Source organism: Jatrophihabitans sp. (genome assembly GCF_035474675.1).
Lineage (GTDB): Bacteria > Actinomycetota > Actinomycetes > Mycobacteriales > Jatrophihabitantaceae > Jatrophihabitans_A.
Window position 1 is genome coordinate 94,950 of sequence record NZ_DATINC010000029.1, and the last position, 18,302, is coordinate 113,251.

The following is an 18,302-nucleotide window of genomic DNA, read 5'->3' on the forward strand; positions in this document are numbered from 1 at the left end:
GGGGACAATGGTGATGTGCCGGGGCCGCGGGGCCTGGCGGTCGCCGGTGGCTCAGGACCCGGCGTTTCCGGGGTGCTCGAGCAGGGTGCGGCCGAGGTGACGCCCGCCCTGCCGGAGAGCTTCTCGCCCGCCCTGGGGGACTGGACCGACGCCAGCACCCTCGAGCCGGCTCCCGACGACACCCGCGCCAGCCGGCGCCGCTCGCGCTGGCTGCGCCAGTACCAAGGTGGCCTGCTGGCCGCCGACCTGCTCACCGCCTGGCTGGCGGTCGGGATCGCCTACCTGCTGCGGTTCGGGATGTCCGGCTCGCCGGCGCCGACCGTGGCGGTGGTCGCGGCGCTGCCGCTGGCCTGGGTGGCGCTGGTCAGCCTCAACCACGGCTACCACCCGCGGCTGGTCGGGGTGGGTGCCGCGGAGTTCCAGCGGATCTTCCGCGCCTTCCTGCACCTGGCCGCGCTGATCAGCTTCACCTCCTTCGTGACCCACGCCGACCTGGCGCGCGGCTTCGTGCTGGTCGCCCTGCCGCTGGCCCTGGTGCTGAACCTGGTGGCCCGCTACGCCGCCCGCAAGTGGCTGCACGCCCAGCGGGCCCGGGGCCGGGCGCTGAAGTCGGTGCTGCTGGTCGGTGACGCCGAGGCCATCACCAAGTTCAGCATGGTGCTGCGCCGCGACCAGTACGCGGGCCTGCGGGTGGCCGGTGCCTGCGTGCCGTCAGAACTGGTCGCCGACTCCGAGACCATCGACGCCCTGGCCGAGGCCGACGTCCCGCTGCTCGGCGACGTCGACTCGATCGTGAGCGCGGTGCGGCTGTCCGGCGCGGACACGGTGGCGGTGGTCTCCTCCGGCGCGCTGGGCCCGGAGAAGCTGCGCTGGGTGTCCTGGCAGCTGGAGGGCAGCTCCACCGAGCTGGTGGTCTCGCCGGGACTGACCGAGGTGGCCGGCCCCCGGCTGCACATCCTGCCGGTGGCGGGACTGCCGCTGCTGCACGTGGACGAGCCGAAGTTCACCGGGTTCCGCCGGGTGCTCAAGGGCGCCTTCGACCGCAGCCTGGCCGCGTTCGCCCTGGTGCTGCTCTCGCCGCTGTTCCTCGTCCTGGCACTGGCGGTCCGGCTGACCAGCTCCGGCCCGGCGCTGTTCCGCCAGATCCGGGTGGGCCGGGCCGGCAGCACCTTCGTGATGCTGAAGTTCCGGTCGATGTACGCCGACGCCGAGGAGCGGCTGGCCAGCCTGCGCGAGCAGAGCGACCACGGCGACGGCGTGCTGTTCAAGATGCGCGAGGACCCGCGGGTCACCCGGGTCGGGAAGTTCCTGCGCAAGTACTCCCTGGACGAGCTGCCGCAGCTGATCAACGTGGTGCGCGGCACCATGTCGCTGGTCGGCCCGCGCCCGCCGCTGCCGCTGGAGGTGGCCCGCTACGAGGACCACGTGCACCGCCGGCTGCTGGTCAAGCCGGGCCTGACCGGCCTGTGGCAGATCAGCGGGCGCAGCGACCTCAGCTGGGACGAGTCGGTGCAGCTGGACCTGCGCTACGTGGAGAACTGGTCGCTCAGCGAGGACCTGTTCATCCTATGGAAGACCGTCCGGGCGGTAGCACGCGGCTCCGGAGCGTACTGAGTCAAGCACGCACGGTAAGAATTGTTTACCCTTTGTTAACAAGGTTAAAGTAAGGCGCTGAGGAACACCCGGAGCTGCGCTCCGGCGGCACCATCAGCCTTTCGCACTCGGTTCCACCGCACTTTCCGCACTTTTAGCGTGATCGCACCGTGCGCTCTGAGAAGCCAGAGCAAGCCCGGTGTTCCAACGGGGGAAAACTTCATGAGCGTTCGACGCCTGCTGGCGACCTTCATTGCTGTCATCGCGACAGTTCTCGGCCTGGCGGTCGCGACACCGGCCACCGCCCTGCAGGGCACCGTGCCCGGCAACGCGGCACCGAGCTGGCAGACCAACGGCACGGTCAACGCGATCGCCGCGGCCAACGGCATCGTCTACGTGGGTGGCTCGTTCACCTCGGTCCGCCCGCCCGGCGCGGCGGCCGGCACCGGCGAGGTGGCCCGCAGCAACCTGGCCGCATTCAACGCCAGCACCGGTGCGCTGATCACCTCCTTCAACCACGCCCTGAACGGCGCGGTGTGGGTGCTGACGGCCAGCGCCGACGGCTCGACCCTCTACGTGGGCGGTGACTTCACCACCATCGACGGCACCACCCGCAACCGGATCGCCTCGTTCACCGCCGCCTCCGGTGCCCTCACCTCGTGGAACCCGAACGCCAACGGCCGGGTGACCGGCATCGCGCCGTTCGGCTCCACCGTCTACGTGGGCGGCTACTTCTCCACCATCGGCGGCCGCACCGAGCGGCGGGTCGCGGCGCTGAACGCCAGCACCGGCGCGGCGCTGGCCACCTTCACCACCACGCCGGACAACGTCGTCTACCAGATCGCGCTGACCCCGCAGGGCGACCGGCTCTTCCTGGTCGGCGCGTTCCTCAGCGTCAACGGCGACCCCGCCTACCACGCGGTGGCCATGATCGACCCCGCCAGCGGCGCGGCGCTGCCGTTCCCGGCCGCCTCGGTCATCCCGCCCAAGACCGACGCCTGCATCGTGGAGGCCAAGTCGGTCAAGACCGACTCGACCGGTGCCTACATCGGCGTCGAGGGCACCGGCGGCGGCTGCTTCGACGGCACCTTCGCGGTGAACACCCCGGACGGCTCGCTGCGCTGGCAGAGCTTCTGCCTGGGTGCCACCCAGGCGGTGCAGCCGATCGGGGCCATCCTCTACACCGGCTCGCACAGCCACGACTGCACCGGCGACCAGGCGCTCGACCCGGACGCCTTCCCCGAGGTCGGCTGGGGCCGCGGGCTGTCGCGGCACCTGCTGTCGCGCACCACCAGCGGAGGCCTGCTGGCCAGCTGGTACGCCAACACCAACGGCGGCCCGAACGGCGCCGGCCTCGGCCCGCGGGTGATGGCCACCGACGGCAACCAGCTGTTCGTGGGCGGCGAGTTCACCACCGTCAACGGCCAGGCCCAGCAGGGCTTCGCCCGGTTCTCACCCAGCACCGGTGACCTGACCCCGCCGGCCCGGCCGGCCACCCCGAGCGCGGTGGCGCTGCCCGGCGGCCAGGTGGCCGTCTACGTGCAGGCCCCGCTGGACATCGACGACACCGACGTGACCGTCCGGATCTACCGGGACGGCGGCAGCACCCCGATCTTCACCAGCGCAGTGCACGCGCTGTTCTGGCGGGATCCGGTGGTCAGCTACCTCGACTCCGGGCTGCCGCTGGGCAGCAGCCACACCTACACCGCCGACGCGATCGAGACCAACGGCAGCAACGTCAGCCCGCGGTCGACGGCCAGCCGGTCGGTGACCGTGGTCAACACCGCGAGCGGCGCCTACGAGGCGGCGGTGGACAACGACAACCCGAGCATCTTCTGGCGGTACGGCGAGAACGCCGGCCCGGTGGTGGGTGACTCCGGCGCCAGCCACGACGCGGGCCTCTCCCAGGGCACGGTGGGCTTCGGCCAGGCCGGCGCGGTGAGCGGCAGCACCGCCATCACCACCGACGGCGCGTCCGGCTTCCTCGCCACCTCCCAGCAGCTGCCCTCGCCCACCAGCTACTCGCTGGAGACCTGGTTCAAGACCACCAGCACCACGGGCGGCAAGCTGATCGGCTTCGGCGACCGGCAGGGCGGCTACGACTTCAACGGCGACCCGGCGGTCAGCGGCTCCTACGACAAGCAGGTCTACATGACTGCCGACGGGCACCTGAAGTTCGGTGTCTGGGTGGGCTTCGCCGACACCGTCACCTCTGCCAACGCCTACAACGACGGCCAGTGGCACCACGTGGTCGCCACCCAGGGCGGCAACGGCCTGAACCTGTTCGTCGACGGGGCCAAGGTGGCCCATGACGGGCAGACCAACAACCAGGCCTACAACGGCTACTGGCGGGTGGGCGGCGACAACCTGGGCGGCTGGCCGAACGCGAGCGGCCGGTACTTCAACGGCAGCATCGACGAGACCGCGGTGTACGACCACCCGCTCACCCTGGGTGCCGTGCAGAGCCACTACGCGGCCTCCGGACGCACCCCGCCGCCGTCCACCGTGCCGACCGACGACTACGGCAAGGCGGTCTACAACGACGCTCCGGCCAACTACTGGCGGCTGGACGAGACCGGCGGTGCCGCTACCGCGGCCGACAGCACCGACAACAGCACCACCGGCAACTACGTCGGCGGCGTCACCCAGGGTGTGGCGGGTGCGATCGGTGCCACCGGGCACGCGGTGAGCTTCGACGGCAGCACCGGCAACGTCACCTCGACCAACCAGATCGGCGGTCCGAGCCGGTACGGCCTGGAGCTGTGGTTCAACACCACGACCACCAGCGGCGGCAAGCTGATCGGCTTCGGCAACGCCCAGACCGGGGCGAGCGGCAACTACGACAAGCACGTCTACATGACCAACGACGGCCGGTTGATCTTCGGCGTGTACAACGGCAGCTTCGACATGATCACCACGCCGACCGCCTACAACGACGGCCAGTGGCACTACGTGGTGGCGATGCAGGGGCCGTCCGGCATGGCTCTCTACGTCGACAACCACCTGATCGGCAGCAACTCGGTGGCCAACAACCAGGCCTACGCCGGTTACTGGCGGGTCGGCGGGGACAACCTCAACGCCTGGCCCAACCAGCCCGCCAGCAGGTACTTCGCCGGCACCATCGACGAGGTGGCGGTCTATGACGGCCCGCTGACCGCGGCCCGGATCGACGCGCACTACACCGCCTCGGGCCGGTCCGGTCCGGACGTCGTGCCGCCGACCACCTCGATCAGCTCGCCGTCCGACGGCGCGACGGTGGGTACCGGCACGGTGCCGGTCAGCGCCACCGCCTCGGACAACGTCGGGGTGACCTCGGTGGACCTGCAGGTCGACGGCAGCACGGTGGCGAGCTCGGCCACGGCGCCCTACAGCTTCAGCTGGACGGCTACCGCCGGGCCGCACACGCTGCGCACGGTGGCGCACGACGCGGCCGGCAACACCGGCACCTCGGCGGACGTGCACGTCACCGCGGTCGCGCCGGACACCACCAACCCGACCGCGGCGATCACCGCCCCGGCCGACGGTGCCTCGGTGTACGGGCCGGTGACGGTCACGGCCACCGCGTCCGACGACACCGGGGTGACCGCGGTGGACCTGCTGGTGGACGGCACGTCGGTCGACACCGACAGCAGCGCGCCGTACTCGTTCAGCTGGAACGCCACCACGGTCGGCAACCACACCCTGCAGGCCCGGGCGCACGACGCGGCCGGCAACACCGGCACGTCGAGCACGGTGAACGTGACGGTGCCGCCGGACACCACTCCGCCGGCCGCTCCGGGCCAGCCGACCAGCAGCGACGTGACCAGCACGGCGGCCACCATCAGCTGGCCGGCGACCACCGACGACCGCGGGGTGGCCGGCTACCGGGTGCTGCGCGACGGCGGGCAGGTCGCCCAGACCAGCAGCCTGAGCTTCACCGACACCGGGCTGACGGCCGGCACCACCTACAGCTACACGGTGCGGGCCTTCGACGCGGCCGGCAACGTCAGCGGTGACAGCCCGGCGGTCTCGGTGACCACCCAGCCGGCCGACGCGGTGCTGTTCTCCGAGAACTGGACGGCGGCCGACGGCGCGTCCTGGTCGCCGGCCTGGGCCACCAGTGTCAGCAACGGCACGGTGGACACCCAGTCCGGCGCCGGCCGGATCGCGTTCGACGACGTGGCCAACTCCTACGCCCGGGCCCAGCTGACCGGGCTGGCGGCCCGGACCGACAGCGAGCTGCTGACCTCGTTCAGCTGGTCGTCGGTCACCGCGCAGAGCTACCTGAATGTCTACCTGCGCGGTTCGGGCGGCTGGCAGAACGCCTACCGGCCGCGTAACGGCTACGGCCTGCAGCTGCAGTCCAACTCGGGCACGGTGGTGATCCAGAAGAACGTCAACGGGGTCACCAGCACGCTGCAGTCGGTGGCCGGCGGCCAGGCGGTCAGCACCGCCAAGCAGTGGCTGCGGCTGCGGGTCAGCGGTTCGACGATCCAGTTCAAGATCTGGACCGACGGCACGCCGGAGCCGGCGGCATGGCGGGCGAGCGTCACCGACACCGGTATCACGGCGGCCGGCCAGCTGTTCCTCTCCGAGGTACGCAGCAGCACCAACGTCGGCGCCAAGTCGGTCTCCTTCGACGACCTGGCGATCCGGCCGGCTCTGTAACTGCCAACCGGTCCGGGCGGACCCCTCCCCGCCCGGACCGGTTGCGGAGCGTACCGGCTCGATCACGCTAGGTAAGTAGAGTTTTCCCTTATCTCATAAGGTTAAAATAATTCATTCCAGCTTTACATCGCCCACGAAGCTGGGCTAATCTTGATCTATCTTTAGCACCGATTTAACGCTCCGTGATGGACCCAGGACGCTCCGTCCCCATTCTTGTCAGGTAGAGGAAGAAACGATGCTCAGCAGTGGCAACGCTCAGGGCCAGACGCCCATCGGCGCTCGGTGGCGGCGCGGTCGCGCCCTGCTGGCGGTGGCGGTGCTGGCCGGTGGACTGCTGGCCGGCGGCCTGACCGCTCCGGCTGTCTTTGCCGCCCCGGCGGTCGCCGCCGCCACCCCGCCCGGCCAGGTGCTGGACGGCTCGCAGCCGGCGCTGGCCGCGCCGTCCTGCTGGGCGATCAAGCAGCAGAACCCGGCGAGCCCGGACGGCATCTACTGGCTGCAGACCGCGCAGCTGGTGGCGCCGGAGCAGTTCTACTGCGACCAGACCACCAACGGCGGCGGCTGGGTGCTGGTCGGGCGCGGCCGGGAGGGCTGGAACTGGGCTTACGGCGGCCAGGGCAGCGTGGCGTCGCTGCGCACCACCCCGACCGGGACTGCTGCCTTCGCGCCGGCCACCCTGCCGGCGGCCACCATCTCCGGGCTGCTCGGCGGCGGCCGGGTGGACGCCCTCACCGACGGCATCCGGGTGCGCCGGGCCACCAACACCAACGGCACCACGTACCAGGAGATGCGGATCAAGGCGTCCAACCGGTCCGACTGGACCTGGGCGATCGGCGGCGGCGTGCTGTTCTCCAGCATCAGCGTCGACGGCACCAGCTACGGCAGTGGCAACACCCAGTCCTGGTCCCGCTCCGGCGACCAGAACTTCCTGCGGCTGACCACCAACGAGCAGGCCAACCACAACTACAAGATGGGCTGGGCGTTCGGCAACAAGATCTCCGGCCAGAACAACGCCACCAGCTACCTGTGGCAGTACACCACCGAGAAGTCGGCGCTGCCGTTCACCCAGGTGTTCCTGCGGCCGATGCTGACCTCCGGCGGCTTCTCGCCGATCCCGGCGGCCGGGCTGCCGGCCAGCACGGTCCGCCCGCTGGTCTCCTCCACCACCTCGCCGAACACCCCGTGGGGCGTCACCGGCATCGCCGGTGCGGTCAGCGAGCTGAACATGGAGGTCGAGACCTTCGCCCAGATCGGCAACGTGATGTACGTCGGTGGCGGCTTCCAGAACGTGCAGAAGGGCGCCAACCCCGCACCTGCCGACAAGATCGCCCAGTCCTGGCTGGCCGGCTTCGACGTCAACACCGGTGAGTGGCTGTCCAGCTTCCGGCCGAGCCTGAACGCGATGGTCTGGGACCTGCAGGCCACCCCGGACGGCAAGCTGGTGGTCGGCGGCGAGTTCACCATGGTCAACGGGGTAGCCGACAACGGCATCGTCGAGCTGGACCCGATCACCGGTGCCACGGTGCCTGGCTGGAGCGCCTCGGTCGACTTCGTCACCACCGAGCTCAACACCCCGGCCCAGGTCAAGGCCATCGACTACCAGGACGGCTGGCTCTACATCGGCGGCCGGTTCAACCGGGTCACCGGTGGCACCCCGGTCAAGGGCCCGGTGACGGTCGGCCGGGCGGCCCGGCTGCGGGTCTCCGACGGCCAGCCGGACGGTGCCTGGAAGCCCAACTTCGACGGCTCGGTCATCGAGCTGGACGCCAGCGCCCAGGGCGACCGGGTCTACTTCTCCGGCTACTTCAACAACCTCAACGGAGCGGCCTCGCCGATGTTCGGCGTGGTCAGCACCGCTTCCGGTGCGGCGACCGTCCCGTCGTCCTGGCAGCCCAGCCTGGGCTCGGGCACCAACAGCTACCAGCAGGCGGTCAAGGAGGACGGCAACGCCGTCTGGCTGGGCGGCTCGCAGCACATCCTGAGCAAGTACGACCGCGCCAGCTTCGCCCGGCTGAGCTCCAACATCACCAAGGCCGGCGGCGACATCCAGACCATCGGCATCTACGACGGCGTGGTCTACGCCAGCTGCCACTGCGGCAACTACAACTACTCCGGCACCTACGACTACAACAACCCGATCCCGACCGCCTCCGACGTCAACAACATCAAGTACATCGGGGCCTGGGACGAGGCGACCGGCGCGTACCTGCCCGACTTCTGGCCGAACGCGCTGGACACCCGATCGGGCATCGGCGGCTGGGAGCTGACCCCGGACTCCAACGGCTGCCTGTGGTTCGGCGGCGACTTCGACCAGGGCTCCTTCCAGGGCACCGGCTACCAGTGGCTGGGCGGCTTCGGAAAGTTCTGCCAGCGCGACGCCGTCGCCCCGACGGTGCCGGCCAACCTGCGCTCGAGCAGCGCCGTGGGTGGCGTCAAGCTCAGCTGGGACGCCGCGACCGACAACTCCGGCGGCTCGGTGCGCTATGAGCTGATGCGCGACGACCGGGTGATCATCTCCACCACCGGCCTGTCCTACATCGACACCACCGGCGCGGTTCCGGCCAACTACTGGGTGCGCGCGGTCGACAACGGCGGCAACCGGTCGGCCACCTCGAACAAGGTCAGCCTGCTGGCCCCGGACACCGTCGCCCCGACCGCGGCGATCACCAGCCCGGCCGACGGCAGCTCGGTGTACGGCCCGGTCACGGTGACCGCGACCGCGAGCGACGACCAGGCGGTCGCCTCGGTGGATCTGCTGGTGGACGGCACCGTGGTCGGCACCGCCAGCACCGCGCCGTACTCGTTCAGCTGGAACGCCACCGCGGTCGGCAGCCACACCCTGCAGGCCCGGGCCAAGGACACCTCCAACAACACCGGCCTGTCGGCGCCGATCACCGTGACGGTGCCGGCCGACACCACCGCGCCGTCCGCGCCCGGTCAGCCGGTCAGCACCGGGGTGACCACCACGGCGGCCACCATCAGCTGGCCGGCCGCCACCGACGACCGCGGCGTGATCGGCTACCAGGTGTGGCGGGACGGCGCGCAGGTCGGCGCCACCGCCTCGCTGAGCTACACCGACACCGGGCTCACCCCGGGCGGCACCTACAGCTACACGGTGCGGGCCTACGACGCCGGTGGCAACGTCAGTGCCGACAGCCCCGCGCTGTCGGTGACCACCCCGACCGAAGTGCCGCCGCTGTTCAGTGACAGCTTCACCGCTGCCGACGGGACGCCGTGGTCGGCGTCCTGGACCACCAGCCTGGCCACCGGCGCGGCCGACGTCCAGTCCGGCGCCGGCCGGCTCGCAGTGGACGACGTCTCCGGGGCGTTCAGCCGGGCCCAGTTGACCGGGCTGGCGGCCCGGGGTGACAGCGAGCTGCTGACCTCGTTCAGCTGGTCGTCCAACACCGCGCTGAGCTACTTCAACGTCTACCTGCGCGGTTCGGGCGGCTGGCAGAACGCCTACCGGCCGAAGAACGGCTATGGCCTGCAGCTGCAGTCCAACACCGGCACCGTGGTGATCCAGAAGAACGTCAACAGCGTCACCAGCACCGTGCAGTCGGTGGCCGGCGGTCAGGCCCTGACCACCGCCAAGCAGTGGCTGCGGCTGCGGGTCAGCGGCTCGACGATCCAGTTCAAGATCTGGACCGACGGCACCGCCGAGCCGACCACCTGGAAGGCGACCGCCACCGACACCGACGTGACGGCGGCCGGCCAGCTGTTCCTGTCGGTGGTCCGCGGCGGCACCAACGTCGGCGCCAAGTCGGTCTCCCTCGACGACCTGGCGGTCCGCGACGGCCAGTAATGCCCACTAGCCCGGACGCCTGACGGCGTCCCGGACAACCCCGAAGCCCCTCCTGGTGCCTCCAGGAGGGGCTTCGGCGTATGTGCTGGTGGGGCTGCCGGCCGAGCCACCCGGGCCGGGGCTGCGTGAGGGTTGCGACCCGCTGTAGTCACAGGGGCCGTAGCGGGCGATTCAGCCGGGTGAACGCAGATGAGTTACATGACTGTAAGTAACCATGGCGCGCTCGACCGTGGGGAAGCACCCACCACGCTCGAACCCAGTTGGCACAGGCTTTCTACTGTACCTTACAGTACCTTTACAGGCCAGCAAATACGGGCATTACCGGGCGTTACTTCGCCCGAATGAGGGTCAAAACCAGATCCCGAAAAATTACTGCGGGTGATTGCTTAGCTCCGGAGGGGTGCTGTCGATAGAGGCGATACCTGACTACTAGGAGTGACCATGACCACGGATGGCCGTCACAACGTTCGCCCGAGCTTGCTCAAGAGGTCCTGGGTGGGTGCCACCCTGGTTGCCTTGCTGGGCGCCGGCGCGGTGACTGCGCTGGACGTCTCGGCAACTTCCGCGTCTGCCTCGACCGTCAACCTGGTGGCCGACCCGGGCTTCAGCAAGGGCACGGCGGCCTGGTTCACCCGGTCCGGCGGCGCGCTGTCGGTGGTTGCGGGTCACGCCGGTCACAAGGCCATCCGGATGCGCAACCTGACCAACGCCCCGCTGACCCTGGCGCTCAACGACAAGGTGAACACGGTGCACGCGACCGTGGCCGGTGCCACCTACCAGGCCAGCGCCTGGATCAGCACCGATGCGCCGGGCGTCACCTCGGCCGCGCGCATGATGGAGTACCAGCGGATGCTCTACCGCGGTTCCAAGCTCACCAGCTCCTGGCTGCGCACCACCGGCTGGGTGCACGTCAGCACCACCTACACCGCCGCGGCCAACCAGAGCACTGTCGACTTCAACGTGCTGGCCTGGGCGCTGCCGCGCGGCAAGAGCCTGCTGGTCAGCGAGCCGAGCCTGGTGCTGCTGTCGATGCCGAGCCAGCCGGCGCCGGTGAAGGTGTCCAGCCGTCCGCCGAAGCCCGCCCCGACCAGCTCGGCGCCGGCCCCGACGAGTTCGGCTCCGACCAGCTCGGCACCGGCTCCGACCAGCTCGTCGCCGAAGCCCACCAGCTCGGCCCCGACCAGCACGGCCCCGGCCCCCACGCCGACCAGCTCGGCTCCGGCCCCGACCGGCTACAAGCTGGTGTTCTCCGACGAGTTCAACACCATCGACCGCACCAAGTGGAACGTCCGCAACAACTCCTGGGCCAACAACGAGGAGTCGATCGTCACCTCGCGGCCGGACAACGTGTTCGTCAGCAACGGCGCGCTGACCCTGCGGGCGATCAAGGAGACCTACACCGTCGGCAGCACCACCCGGCAGTACACCTCCGGCTACCTCGACACCATCGGCCGGGAGTCCTGGCAGTACGGGCGCATCGAGATGCGCGCCAAGCTGCCCGCGGCGCAGGGCATGTGGCCGGCCTTCTGGCTGCGTGACAACACCAACAAGGGCGAACTCGACATCATGGAGGCGGTCGGCGGCCTGCCCACCAAGAGCGTGCAGACCATCCACCAGTCCACCGATGGCGGCATGGGCAAGGCCGGCCACGAGGACATCCTGCCCAGCGGCACCAACACCACCTGGCACACCTACGCGGTGGAGCGCCAGCCGGGCATCGTGAACTGGTACGTCGACGACCGGCTGGTGTTCTCCAAGACCCAGTCCCAGCTCAGCTGGCTCGACCCGACGTTCTGCGAGCCGATGAACATCCGGCTGAACCTGCAGGTCGGGGGCAGCATGCCCGCTTACTACGGCAAGCCGGTGGTCGGCGCCCCGCTCGGCCAGAGCGACTACGTGATCGACTACGTGCGGGTGTACCAGAAGGGCTGACGCGAGCCGCAGCTCATCGCAATCCCACCGGTGACATAAGCTGAGGAGGTCCCGGCCCGTACCAACGGGCCGGGCCTTCTTCCTTTGACGAACAGCGGATGGACGATCTGACAGCGACGCGGCCCGACAGCCCTCCCGAGGTGCCCGCGCCCGGGCGACCGTCCCGTGCCCGGCACCGCCGCCTCTGGTCGGTGCTGGCCCTGGTGGTGGTGCTGGCGGCCGGAGTCGTCACCGCGGTGACGCTGCTCCGCCACGACAGCAAGCCGGCCTGGCGACTCGTCTGGTCCGACGAGTTCAACGGCACCACCCTGGACACCTCCAAGTGGACCCCGGAGGACCATTCCACCTTCGGCGAGGGCAACAAGGAGCTGGCCTGCCTGATGGCCCGCAAGGCCAACGTCGACCTCGGTGGCGGCCTGCTCACGCTGCGGGCAATCCGGGAGAAGACCCCCAAGACGTGCGGCGACAACGACCCCCGCTTTCCGAACGGGCGCGACTACACCTCGGCGATGCTGAGCACCGAGGGCAAGGCGGCCTGGCACCAGGGACGGTTCGAGATGCGGGCCAAGCTGCCGCTGGCGCCGGGCCGGTCCAAGGGCCTGTGGCCGGCGTTCTGGATGCGGCCGGAGAACGGCACCGGCGACGGCGAGCTGGACATCCTGGAGGCGGTCGGCACCGCCTCGACCGCCGATCCCGAGGCCGGCACCGTGCACCACACGCTGTGGTACGACGGCAAGGGCACCTATCCCAAGCAGTCCACCGTGGTGCCGATTGCCGGCGGCACCTCCGAGGGCTTCCACACCTACGCCGCCGAGTGGGACCCGGGCGTGATCCGGTTCTACGTCGACGGCAACCTGACCTTCGAGCGCAACCGGGACTCCGCGCCCTGGATCGACGAGGCGTTCGCCGGGCAGTTCTACATCCGGCTCAATCTCGCGGTCGGCGGAACTTTTCCCGGCAGTCCCGATTCGGCCACGGCGTTTCCTGCCGATATGCAGGTGGACTGGGTACGGGTCTACCAACTGCGATGACGGAGGAAACCGTGAGCACCTCTCCCGCCCCCGGCTGGCGGACCGACCCGGTCGGCTGGCCGCTGGTCACCGCGGTGATCCCCACCAAGGACCGGCCGCAGCTGCTGCGCCGGGCGGTGCAGTCGGTGATCGACCAGGACTACCCCGGCCCGATCGAGTGCCTGGTGGTCTACGACGGCACCGAGCCGGTGATGCCCGAGGTCCGGCCGCGCGACGGGCGGACCGTGCAGGTGCTGGTCAACAACCGGACGCCGGGCCTGGCCGGCAACCGCAACACCGGTTACCTCGCCGCCACCGGCGAGCTGGTGGGCTCGTGCGACGACGACGACGAGTGGCTGCCAGGAAAGCTGCGCGCCCAGGTCGAGCTGCTGCGCAAGCATCCCGAGGCCAGCGCGGCGGCGTCCGGCTTCGTCTACTCCTACCGCGGCAAGGACATTCCCCGGGAGGCGGAGCTACCGGCGCTGACCTTCGCCGACCTGCTGCACGACCGGCACCTGGAGGCCAACGCCTCCACCTACCTGATCCCGCGGCCCGAACTGCTCGACGGCATCGGCCTGGTCGACGAGCAGCTGCCCGGCAGCTACGCCGAGGACTACGAGCTGCTGCTGCGGGCTGCCCGGCGCGGACCGATCGTGTGCGTCCAGCAGCCGCAGTCCCGGGTCTACCTGCACGACTCGTCCTTCTTCGCCAGCCGCTGGCAGACCATCAACGAGGCGCTGAGCTACCTGCTGGAGCGGGTGCCGGAGTTCCGGCAGGACCCGGCGGGGCTGGCCAGGATCGAGGGGCAGATCGCGTTCTCCCATGCCGCACTGGGCAATCGCGGCTTGGCGGCGCGCTGGGCGGTGCGCTCGCTGCGCAAGTCGCGCCGGGCCCGGCAGGGCTATGCCGCCCTGGTGGTGGCCACCGGGCTGGTCAGCGCCGACCGGGTGCTGGCCACCGCCCGCCGGTTCGGCCGCGGCATCTGAGACGGATTCGCAGTGCCGGCGGCTGGCAGCGTGAGATGATCGAGGGATGAGCAGGCCGCTCGTCACCGCCCGGGAGCTGCCGGCCTGGCCGGTCTACCTGCTCTTCGCCGGCTTCCCGCTCTGGTGGTTCCTGGGGCTGGGCGCCTTCGCGGTGGCGGTGATGGCGATCCCGATGTTCGTGCTGCTGGTCCAGCGCCGCAACATCGAGGTGCCGCCGGCGTTCTACCTGTGGCTCGGCTTCGTGGTGTGGGCCGGCGCGGCGGTCCTGGAACTGTCCACCGCCTCGAAGCTGATCGGCTTCAGCGTCCGGATGGCCAACTACGTCGGCTGCACCATCGTCTTCCTCTATCTCTACAACGGCCGGAACCGGCTGGACCGCCGGGTCGTGCTGCGTGCTCTGGTGCTGTTCTTCGCGGTGGTGGTGGCTGGCGGCTACCTGGGCATCCTGGTGCCGCGGGGGAGCCTGTCCACCCCGCTGCAGGCGCTGCTGCCGCTCAACATCCGCAACAACGAGTACGTGCACGCCCTGGTGCACCCGGCCTTCGCCGAGGTGCAGCGCCCGTACGGCTCGCCGCGCACCTTCTACCGCCCGAGCGCCCCGTTCCCCTACACCAACAGCTGGGGGTGCAACGTCGCGTTACTGGTGCCGCTGGTGATCGCGGCGCTGCTGAGCTTCCGGCGACCGGTCTGGCGGCTGGCCATGGTCGGCCTGCTGGCCGCGGCCTGCCTGCCCGCCTTCGCCACCCTGAACCGCGGCATGTTCCTGGCGGTCGGCCTGGTGCTGAGCTACACCGCCGTCCGGCTGGCCGCCCGCGGCCGGTTGGTGCCGCTGGTGACGGTGCTCGCTGGCGCCGCGGTCGGCGTGACGGTCGCGGTGGCGTCCGGGGTGCTGGGCAGCCTGCAGGAGCGGTTGCACTACAGCCAGACCAATGTGGGCCGCCAGACCATCTACCGGGAGGCCTTCGACGGGGCGCTGAGCTCACCGGTCTTCGGGCACGGCGCGCCGCAGCCGTCCGGCACCGTGGACGTCTCGATCGGCACCCAGGGCCAGGTGTGGAACGTCATGTTCAGCTACGGCTTCATCGCGCTGGCGTTCTTCCTGGGCTGGTTCGGCCTGGTGGTGCTGCAGAGCTGGCGGACCCGCGGCCAGGCCGACCTGTGGGTGCACGCCACGCTGTTCGTGGCCTTCGTGACCTTCTTCTACTACGGCTACGACGGCATCCAGCTGGCGGTGGCGATGAGCGCGGCCGCGCTGGCCCTGCGCAGCCGGCGCGGCGACTTCGCAGTCCCCGCCGGCACTGCGGTGCTGCCGGAGCGGGTGCCGGCCCGCCAACCGGTCGGCACGGCCCGGACGTCCTGAGCGACTCCGGACGGCTGGCGCCTCAGGTGCGGTGCGGCGGGGCTAGCGGGCCGGCTGCCGGGGCCTGATCCAGCGGCCGGTCCGGGCCGGCTTGCGGGCCAGCAACCGGTCCACCTCGTCGGCGAAGCGGGCCACCGTCCGGCTCACGTCACTGGTGCTGTCGCCGACCGCCAGGACGGCCGGGTCGGCCACCGCGCGGTCCAGCGTCGCGTGCAGCTCGGCCTCGGTCTCGGCCGCCAGCACCAGCCCGGTCCGGGCCAGCTGGCGGGCAAAGGCCACCTGGTGGTCGTCGACCACCTCGTCCAGCCGGGCCAGCCGGGGCACCACGATCGGGACGATGCCGCACGCCCGGCTGTCCATGATGCCGCCGGGACCGCCCTGGGTGACCACCAGGTCGGCGGCCCGCAGCAGGTCGAGCAGCTCGGCACGCGGCGTCATGCCGAAGTTGTCGGCGCCGGCCAGCGGCCGGGTCGAGCCGTGCTGGACGATCCAGCGGACCGCGCCGGGGTGGCCGGCGTCCCACTGCTCGATCCAGTCCATCAACCGGTCGAAGCGGTGGTGGTCGGTGCCGACGGTGACCATGCCGACCAGTGGGGTCATGGTGCCGTCCGTTCCTCGCTCGTCGTGATGCTCGCTCACAGCAGCTGGCCGATGTTGGTGGCCTTGGGATAGAGCCGGAGCTGCTCGTCCCACTGCACCAGGAACAGGTCCGATACCGGGCGGCACAGCCGTCCGGTGAGCGTGGCGCTGTCGATCCGGTCGTAGACCTCGACGTAGACGGTGCGGATGCCCATCAGCCGGGCCAGGTAGAACACCGGCACCGCGACCGCCGCGCCGGTCGAGACCACCACTTCCGGCCGGAACGCGCGCAGCGTCTTCCAGGCGACGCCGAAGTTGCGGATCAGGTTGGGGATGTTGCGGGTGGTCGGGTGATAGGCCCAGGTGACCGCCTCGCCGGCCAGCATCGCCTGGGCGTCCGGCTTGTCGAAGGTGATCCAGTGCCGCTCGTGCTCGGACCACCACGGCCGCAACGCTTCGAGCTGACCGAGGTGTCCGCCGGTGGAGCTGGCCAGCAGCACGCGCATGGGCGGGTTACCTTCTCCTGCCCGAGGCCGACCGGGACCGGGACGATCCCGACCGGGCGCCGCGTGCCAGCGAGCCGGACGGCCGAAGGGCCGAATAGGCAGGCGTCGAGCCCTGCGCCGCACTCGAGCCGGCCCCCGGAGAGTTCTCCGTCACCGGGCCGTAGCCCGGGTCGTAGGGAGGCAGCCCGGCTTCGGCCGGGTCGGGCCCGGCCGGCTCGTATTCCGATGGCAGGTCGGCCTCGGCGGATCGGATCGAGCGCGATTCGAAGTACGAGCCGCTCGGCTGGTCGCCACGCCCCGCGCCATGCTGGCCGCCGCCCGACTCGCCGTCGCGCCGGCGCAGCCGGTTGCGGCGGGTGAGCAACGCGCCGCCCAGCACCGGTACTCCCACCTGGGCCAGCTGGCGGCCGAGCCGCTCCAGCGCGGCGTGCGTAGAGCGGTTGCGGTAGGCCACCACCACCGCCTCGTCGGCGACCTGGCCGAGCCGGACCGAACTGCTCGGCAGCTCCACGTTGATCCCGTCCAGCACCACGATGTCGGCTGTGCCCAGGATGTCGTCCAGGGTGTCGCCGGCCGCTCGCAGAGTCGCGCCGAGCGTGACCTCGTCGCCCAGGGACAGCACCCGCAGCGCGGGCAGCTCGCGTACCTCGACCAGCTGGTCGGCCAGCGGAGCACCGGAAGGTGCCGGCAGGGCCGGCATGTCGAGCAGCTCGGTGGCCGGCCGCACCGCCTGCTCCGGACCGACCAGCACCGTCTGCAGGCCCTGCTGGGCGAAGGTGGCCGCCAGGTTCAGCGGAGCCAGGCTGTCGCCGTCCTTGCTGGTGCCGCACAGCAGCACCACCCGGCTGGTGGGGGAGTGCGCGGTGACCGCCGTGCTGAGGGTGCGGTAGCCGTCGGCCTCGGCGCCGCGGGTGGCCGCGGTGGCCGCCAACAGCCCGGGCCGGGAACCGCCCTCGGTCACCCCGAACTCGACGATCACCGGGGCGCCCAGGTTGTGCTGCAGCTCGGCCGCGGTGCGCACCCGGTCGTAGCGGCGGTCGCGCAGCACCGCCGTGATCACGCCGGCCAGCAGGCCGATCAGCAGGCCGCCGGCCAGGTAGAGCAGCTTCTTCGGCGAGCTCGGCGCGCTGGGCTGGACCGCCTCGCCGGCCAGCTGGCCCGGGTTGACCACCGAGGTCTGGTAGGCGTTCAGCTGGTTCTGCAGCTGCTGGATCTGGTTCTGCAGCGAGCCGCGCTGGGTGTCGTTCTGGCTGAGGGCGGCCAGCTTCTTCTGCAGGTCCGCGATCTGGGACTGGACGCGCCCGACCCGTCGGGCGGTGTCCTGCTGGGCGATCTGGGTCCGGTAGTCCAGGTAGGCGTGCGCGAAGGCGTTCGCGCCCGCGGCGGCACCCTGCGCGGTCGCGGCGGCGAAGGTGATGTTGAGGACCTGGCTGTCCAGCGGCGAGGTGACGGTGACCTGGTCGGCGAGGGCGCTCAGGCTGCCGGCGTAGCCCAGGGTCTGCTGGGCGGCCTCCACCACCGAGGTGGAGGTGACGATCCGCGACTCGGTGATGGTGCTGACCGAGGACGCGCTGCCACCCGAGGTCGGCGAGACGTCCACCACGGCGGTCGCCTGGTAGGTCTTGGGCGTCGTGAAGAACAACGCGGTGGCAAGCGCCACCCCGAGCAGGGTCAGCACCAGCACCAGGGCAAGCTGGCGGCGCAGGGTGGCGAAGAACTGGCCCATCGTGACCACGGACTGCCCCGGCCCCGGGGGTGGCCCGGCAGTGGGCACCGCGCCGGTCACCCGGCGTTCCGGTCTGACATGGTGCTCACGTTCCCCTCACGAGCTGGTGCTACCCGACGGCTGTCAACTTTAGGTTACTTTCACCGGTGGTAGGTCAG

The 18,302-nt window shown here is 70.7% G+C and carries 10 protein-coding genes; 7 read left to right on the top strand and 3 right to left on the bottom strand.

Going from position 1 to position 18,302, the window contains the following annotated elements:
* Window positions 1–15: 15 nt before the first annotated feature.
* The 7 genes from VLJ82_RS03035 (at window position 16) to VLJ82_RS03065 (ending at window position 15,333) form a co-directional block, all read left to right on the top strand.
* A complete protein-coding gene (locus VLJ82_RS03035) occupies window positions 16–1,614 on the top strand; it encodes a sugar transferase (protein ID WP_408661841.1) in 1,599 nt (532 codons plus the stop codon).
* A 201-nt stretch (window positions 1,615–1,815) separates the two neighbouring features.
* Window positions 1,816–6,240 (top strand): Ig-like domain-containing protein, encoded by a 4,425-nt coding sequence (locus tag VLJ82_RS03040; protein ID WP_408661842.1) that lies wholly within the window; start codon window positions 1,816–1,818, stop codon window positions 6,238–6,240.
* Window positions 6,241–6,475: 235 nt separating this feature from the next.
* Complete coding sequence (locus VLJ82_RS03045; protein ID WP_408661843.1) at window positions 6,476–10,045, top strand: fibrinogen-like YCDxxxxGGGW domain-containing protein; 3,570 nt, start codon at window positions 6,476–6,478, stop codon at window positions 10,043–10,045.
* A 441-nt stretch (window positions 10,046–10,486) separates the two neighbouring features.
* Window positions 10,487–11,977 carry a family 16 glycosylhydrolase gene (locus tag VLJ82_RS03050; protein WP_408661844.1) on the top strand — a complete coding sequence of 497 codons (1,491 nt, stop codon included), beginning with the start codon at window positions 10,487–10,489 and terminating at the stop codon, window positions 11,975–11,977.
* A gap of 140 nt (window positions 11,978–12,117) precedes the next feature.
* The gene (locus VLJ82_RS03055; protein ID WP_408661845.1) at window positions 12,118–13,008 is read left to right on the top strand and encodes a glycoside hydrolase family 16 protein; all 891 of its coding nucleotides are present in this window, start codon (window positions 12,118–12,120) and stop codon (window positions 13,006–13,008) included.
* 11 nt (window positions 13,009–13,019) lie between these two features.
* Window positions 13,020–13,973, top strand: coding sequence for a glycosyltransferase family 2 protein (locus VLJ82_RS03060; RefSeq protein ID WP_408661846.1), 954 nt, complete (start codon window positions 13,020–13,022; stop codon window positions 13,971–13,973).
* A 46-nt stretch (window positions 13,974–14,019) separates the two neighbouring features.
* A complete protein-coding gene (locus tag VLJ82_RS03065) occupies window positions 14,020–15,333 on the top strand; it encodes an O-antigen ligase family protein (RefSeq protein WP_408661847.1) in 1,314 nt (437 codons plus the stop codon).
* 42 nt (window positions 15,334–15,375) lie between these two features.
* Here the strand turns inward: VLJ82_RS03065 and VLJ82_RS03070 are convergent, their stop codons facing one another.
* Genes VLJ82_RS03070 through VLJ82_RS03080 form a run of 3 tightly spaced genes read right to left on the bottom strand, consistent with a single transcriptional unit; the run spans window position 15,376 to window position 18,204 of the window.
* Window positions 15,376–15,933: a glycosyltransferase gene (locus VLJ82_RS03070; protein ID WP_408661848.1), complete on the bottom strand. Its 558-nt coding sequence runs from the start codon at window positions 15,931–15,933 to the stop codon at window positions 15,376–15,378.
* A 35-nt stretch (window positions 15,934–15,968) separates the two neighbouring features.
* Entirely contained in the window at window positions 15,969–16,418 is a 450-nt protein-coding gene (pssD, locus tag VLJ82_RS03075; protein WP_408661849.1) for a PssD/Cps14F family polysaccharide biosynthesis glycosyltransferase, read from the bottom strand.
* Window positions 16,419–16,425: 7 nt separating this feature from the next.
* Window positions 16,426–18,204: a Wzz/FepE/Etk N-terminal domain-containing protein gene (locus VLJ82_RS03080; RefSeq protein ID WP_408661850.1), complete on the bottom strand. Its 1,779-nt coding sequence runs from the start codon at window positions 18,202–18,204 to the stop codon at window positions 16,426–16,428.
* Window positions 18,205–18,302: the final 98 nt, after the last annotated feature.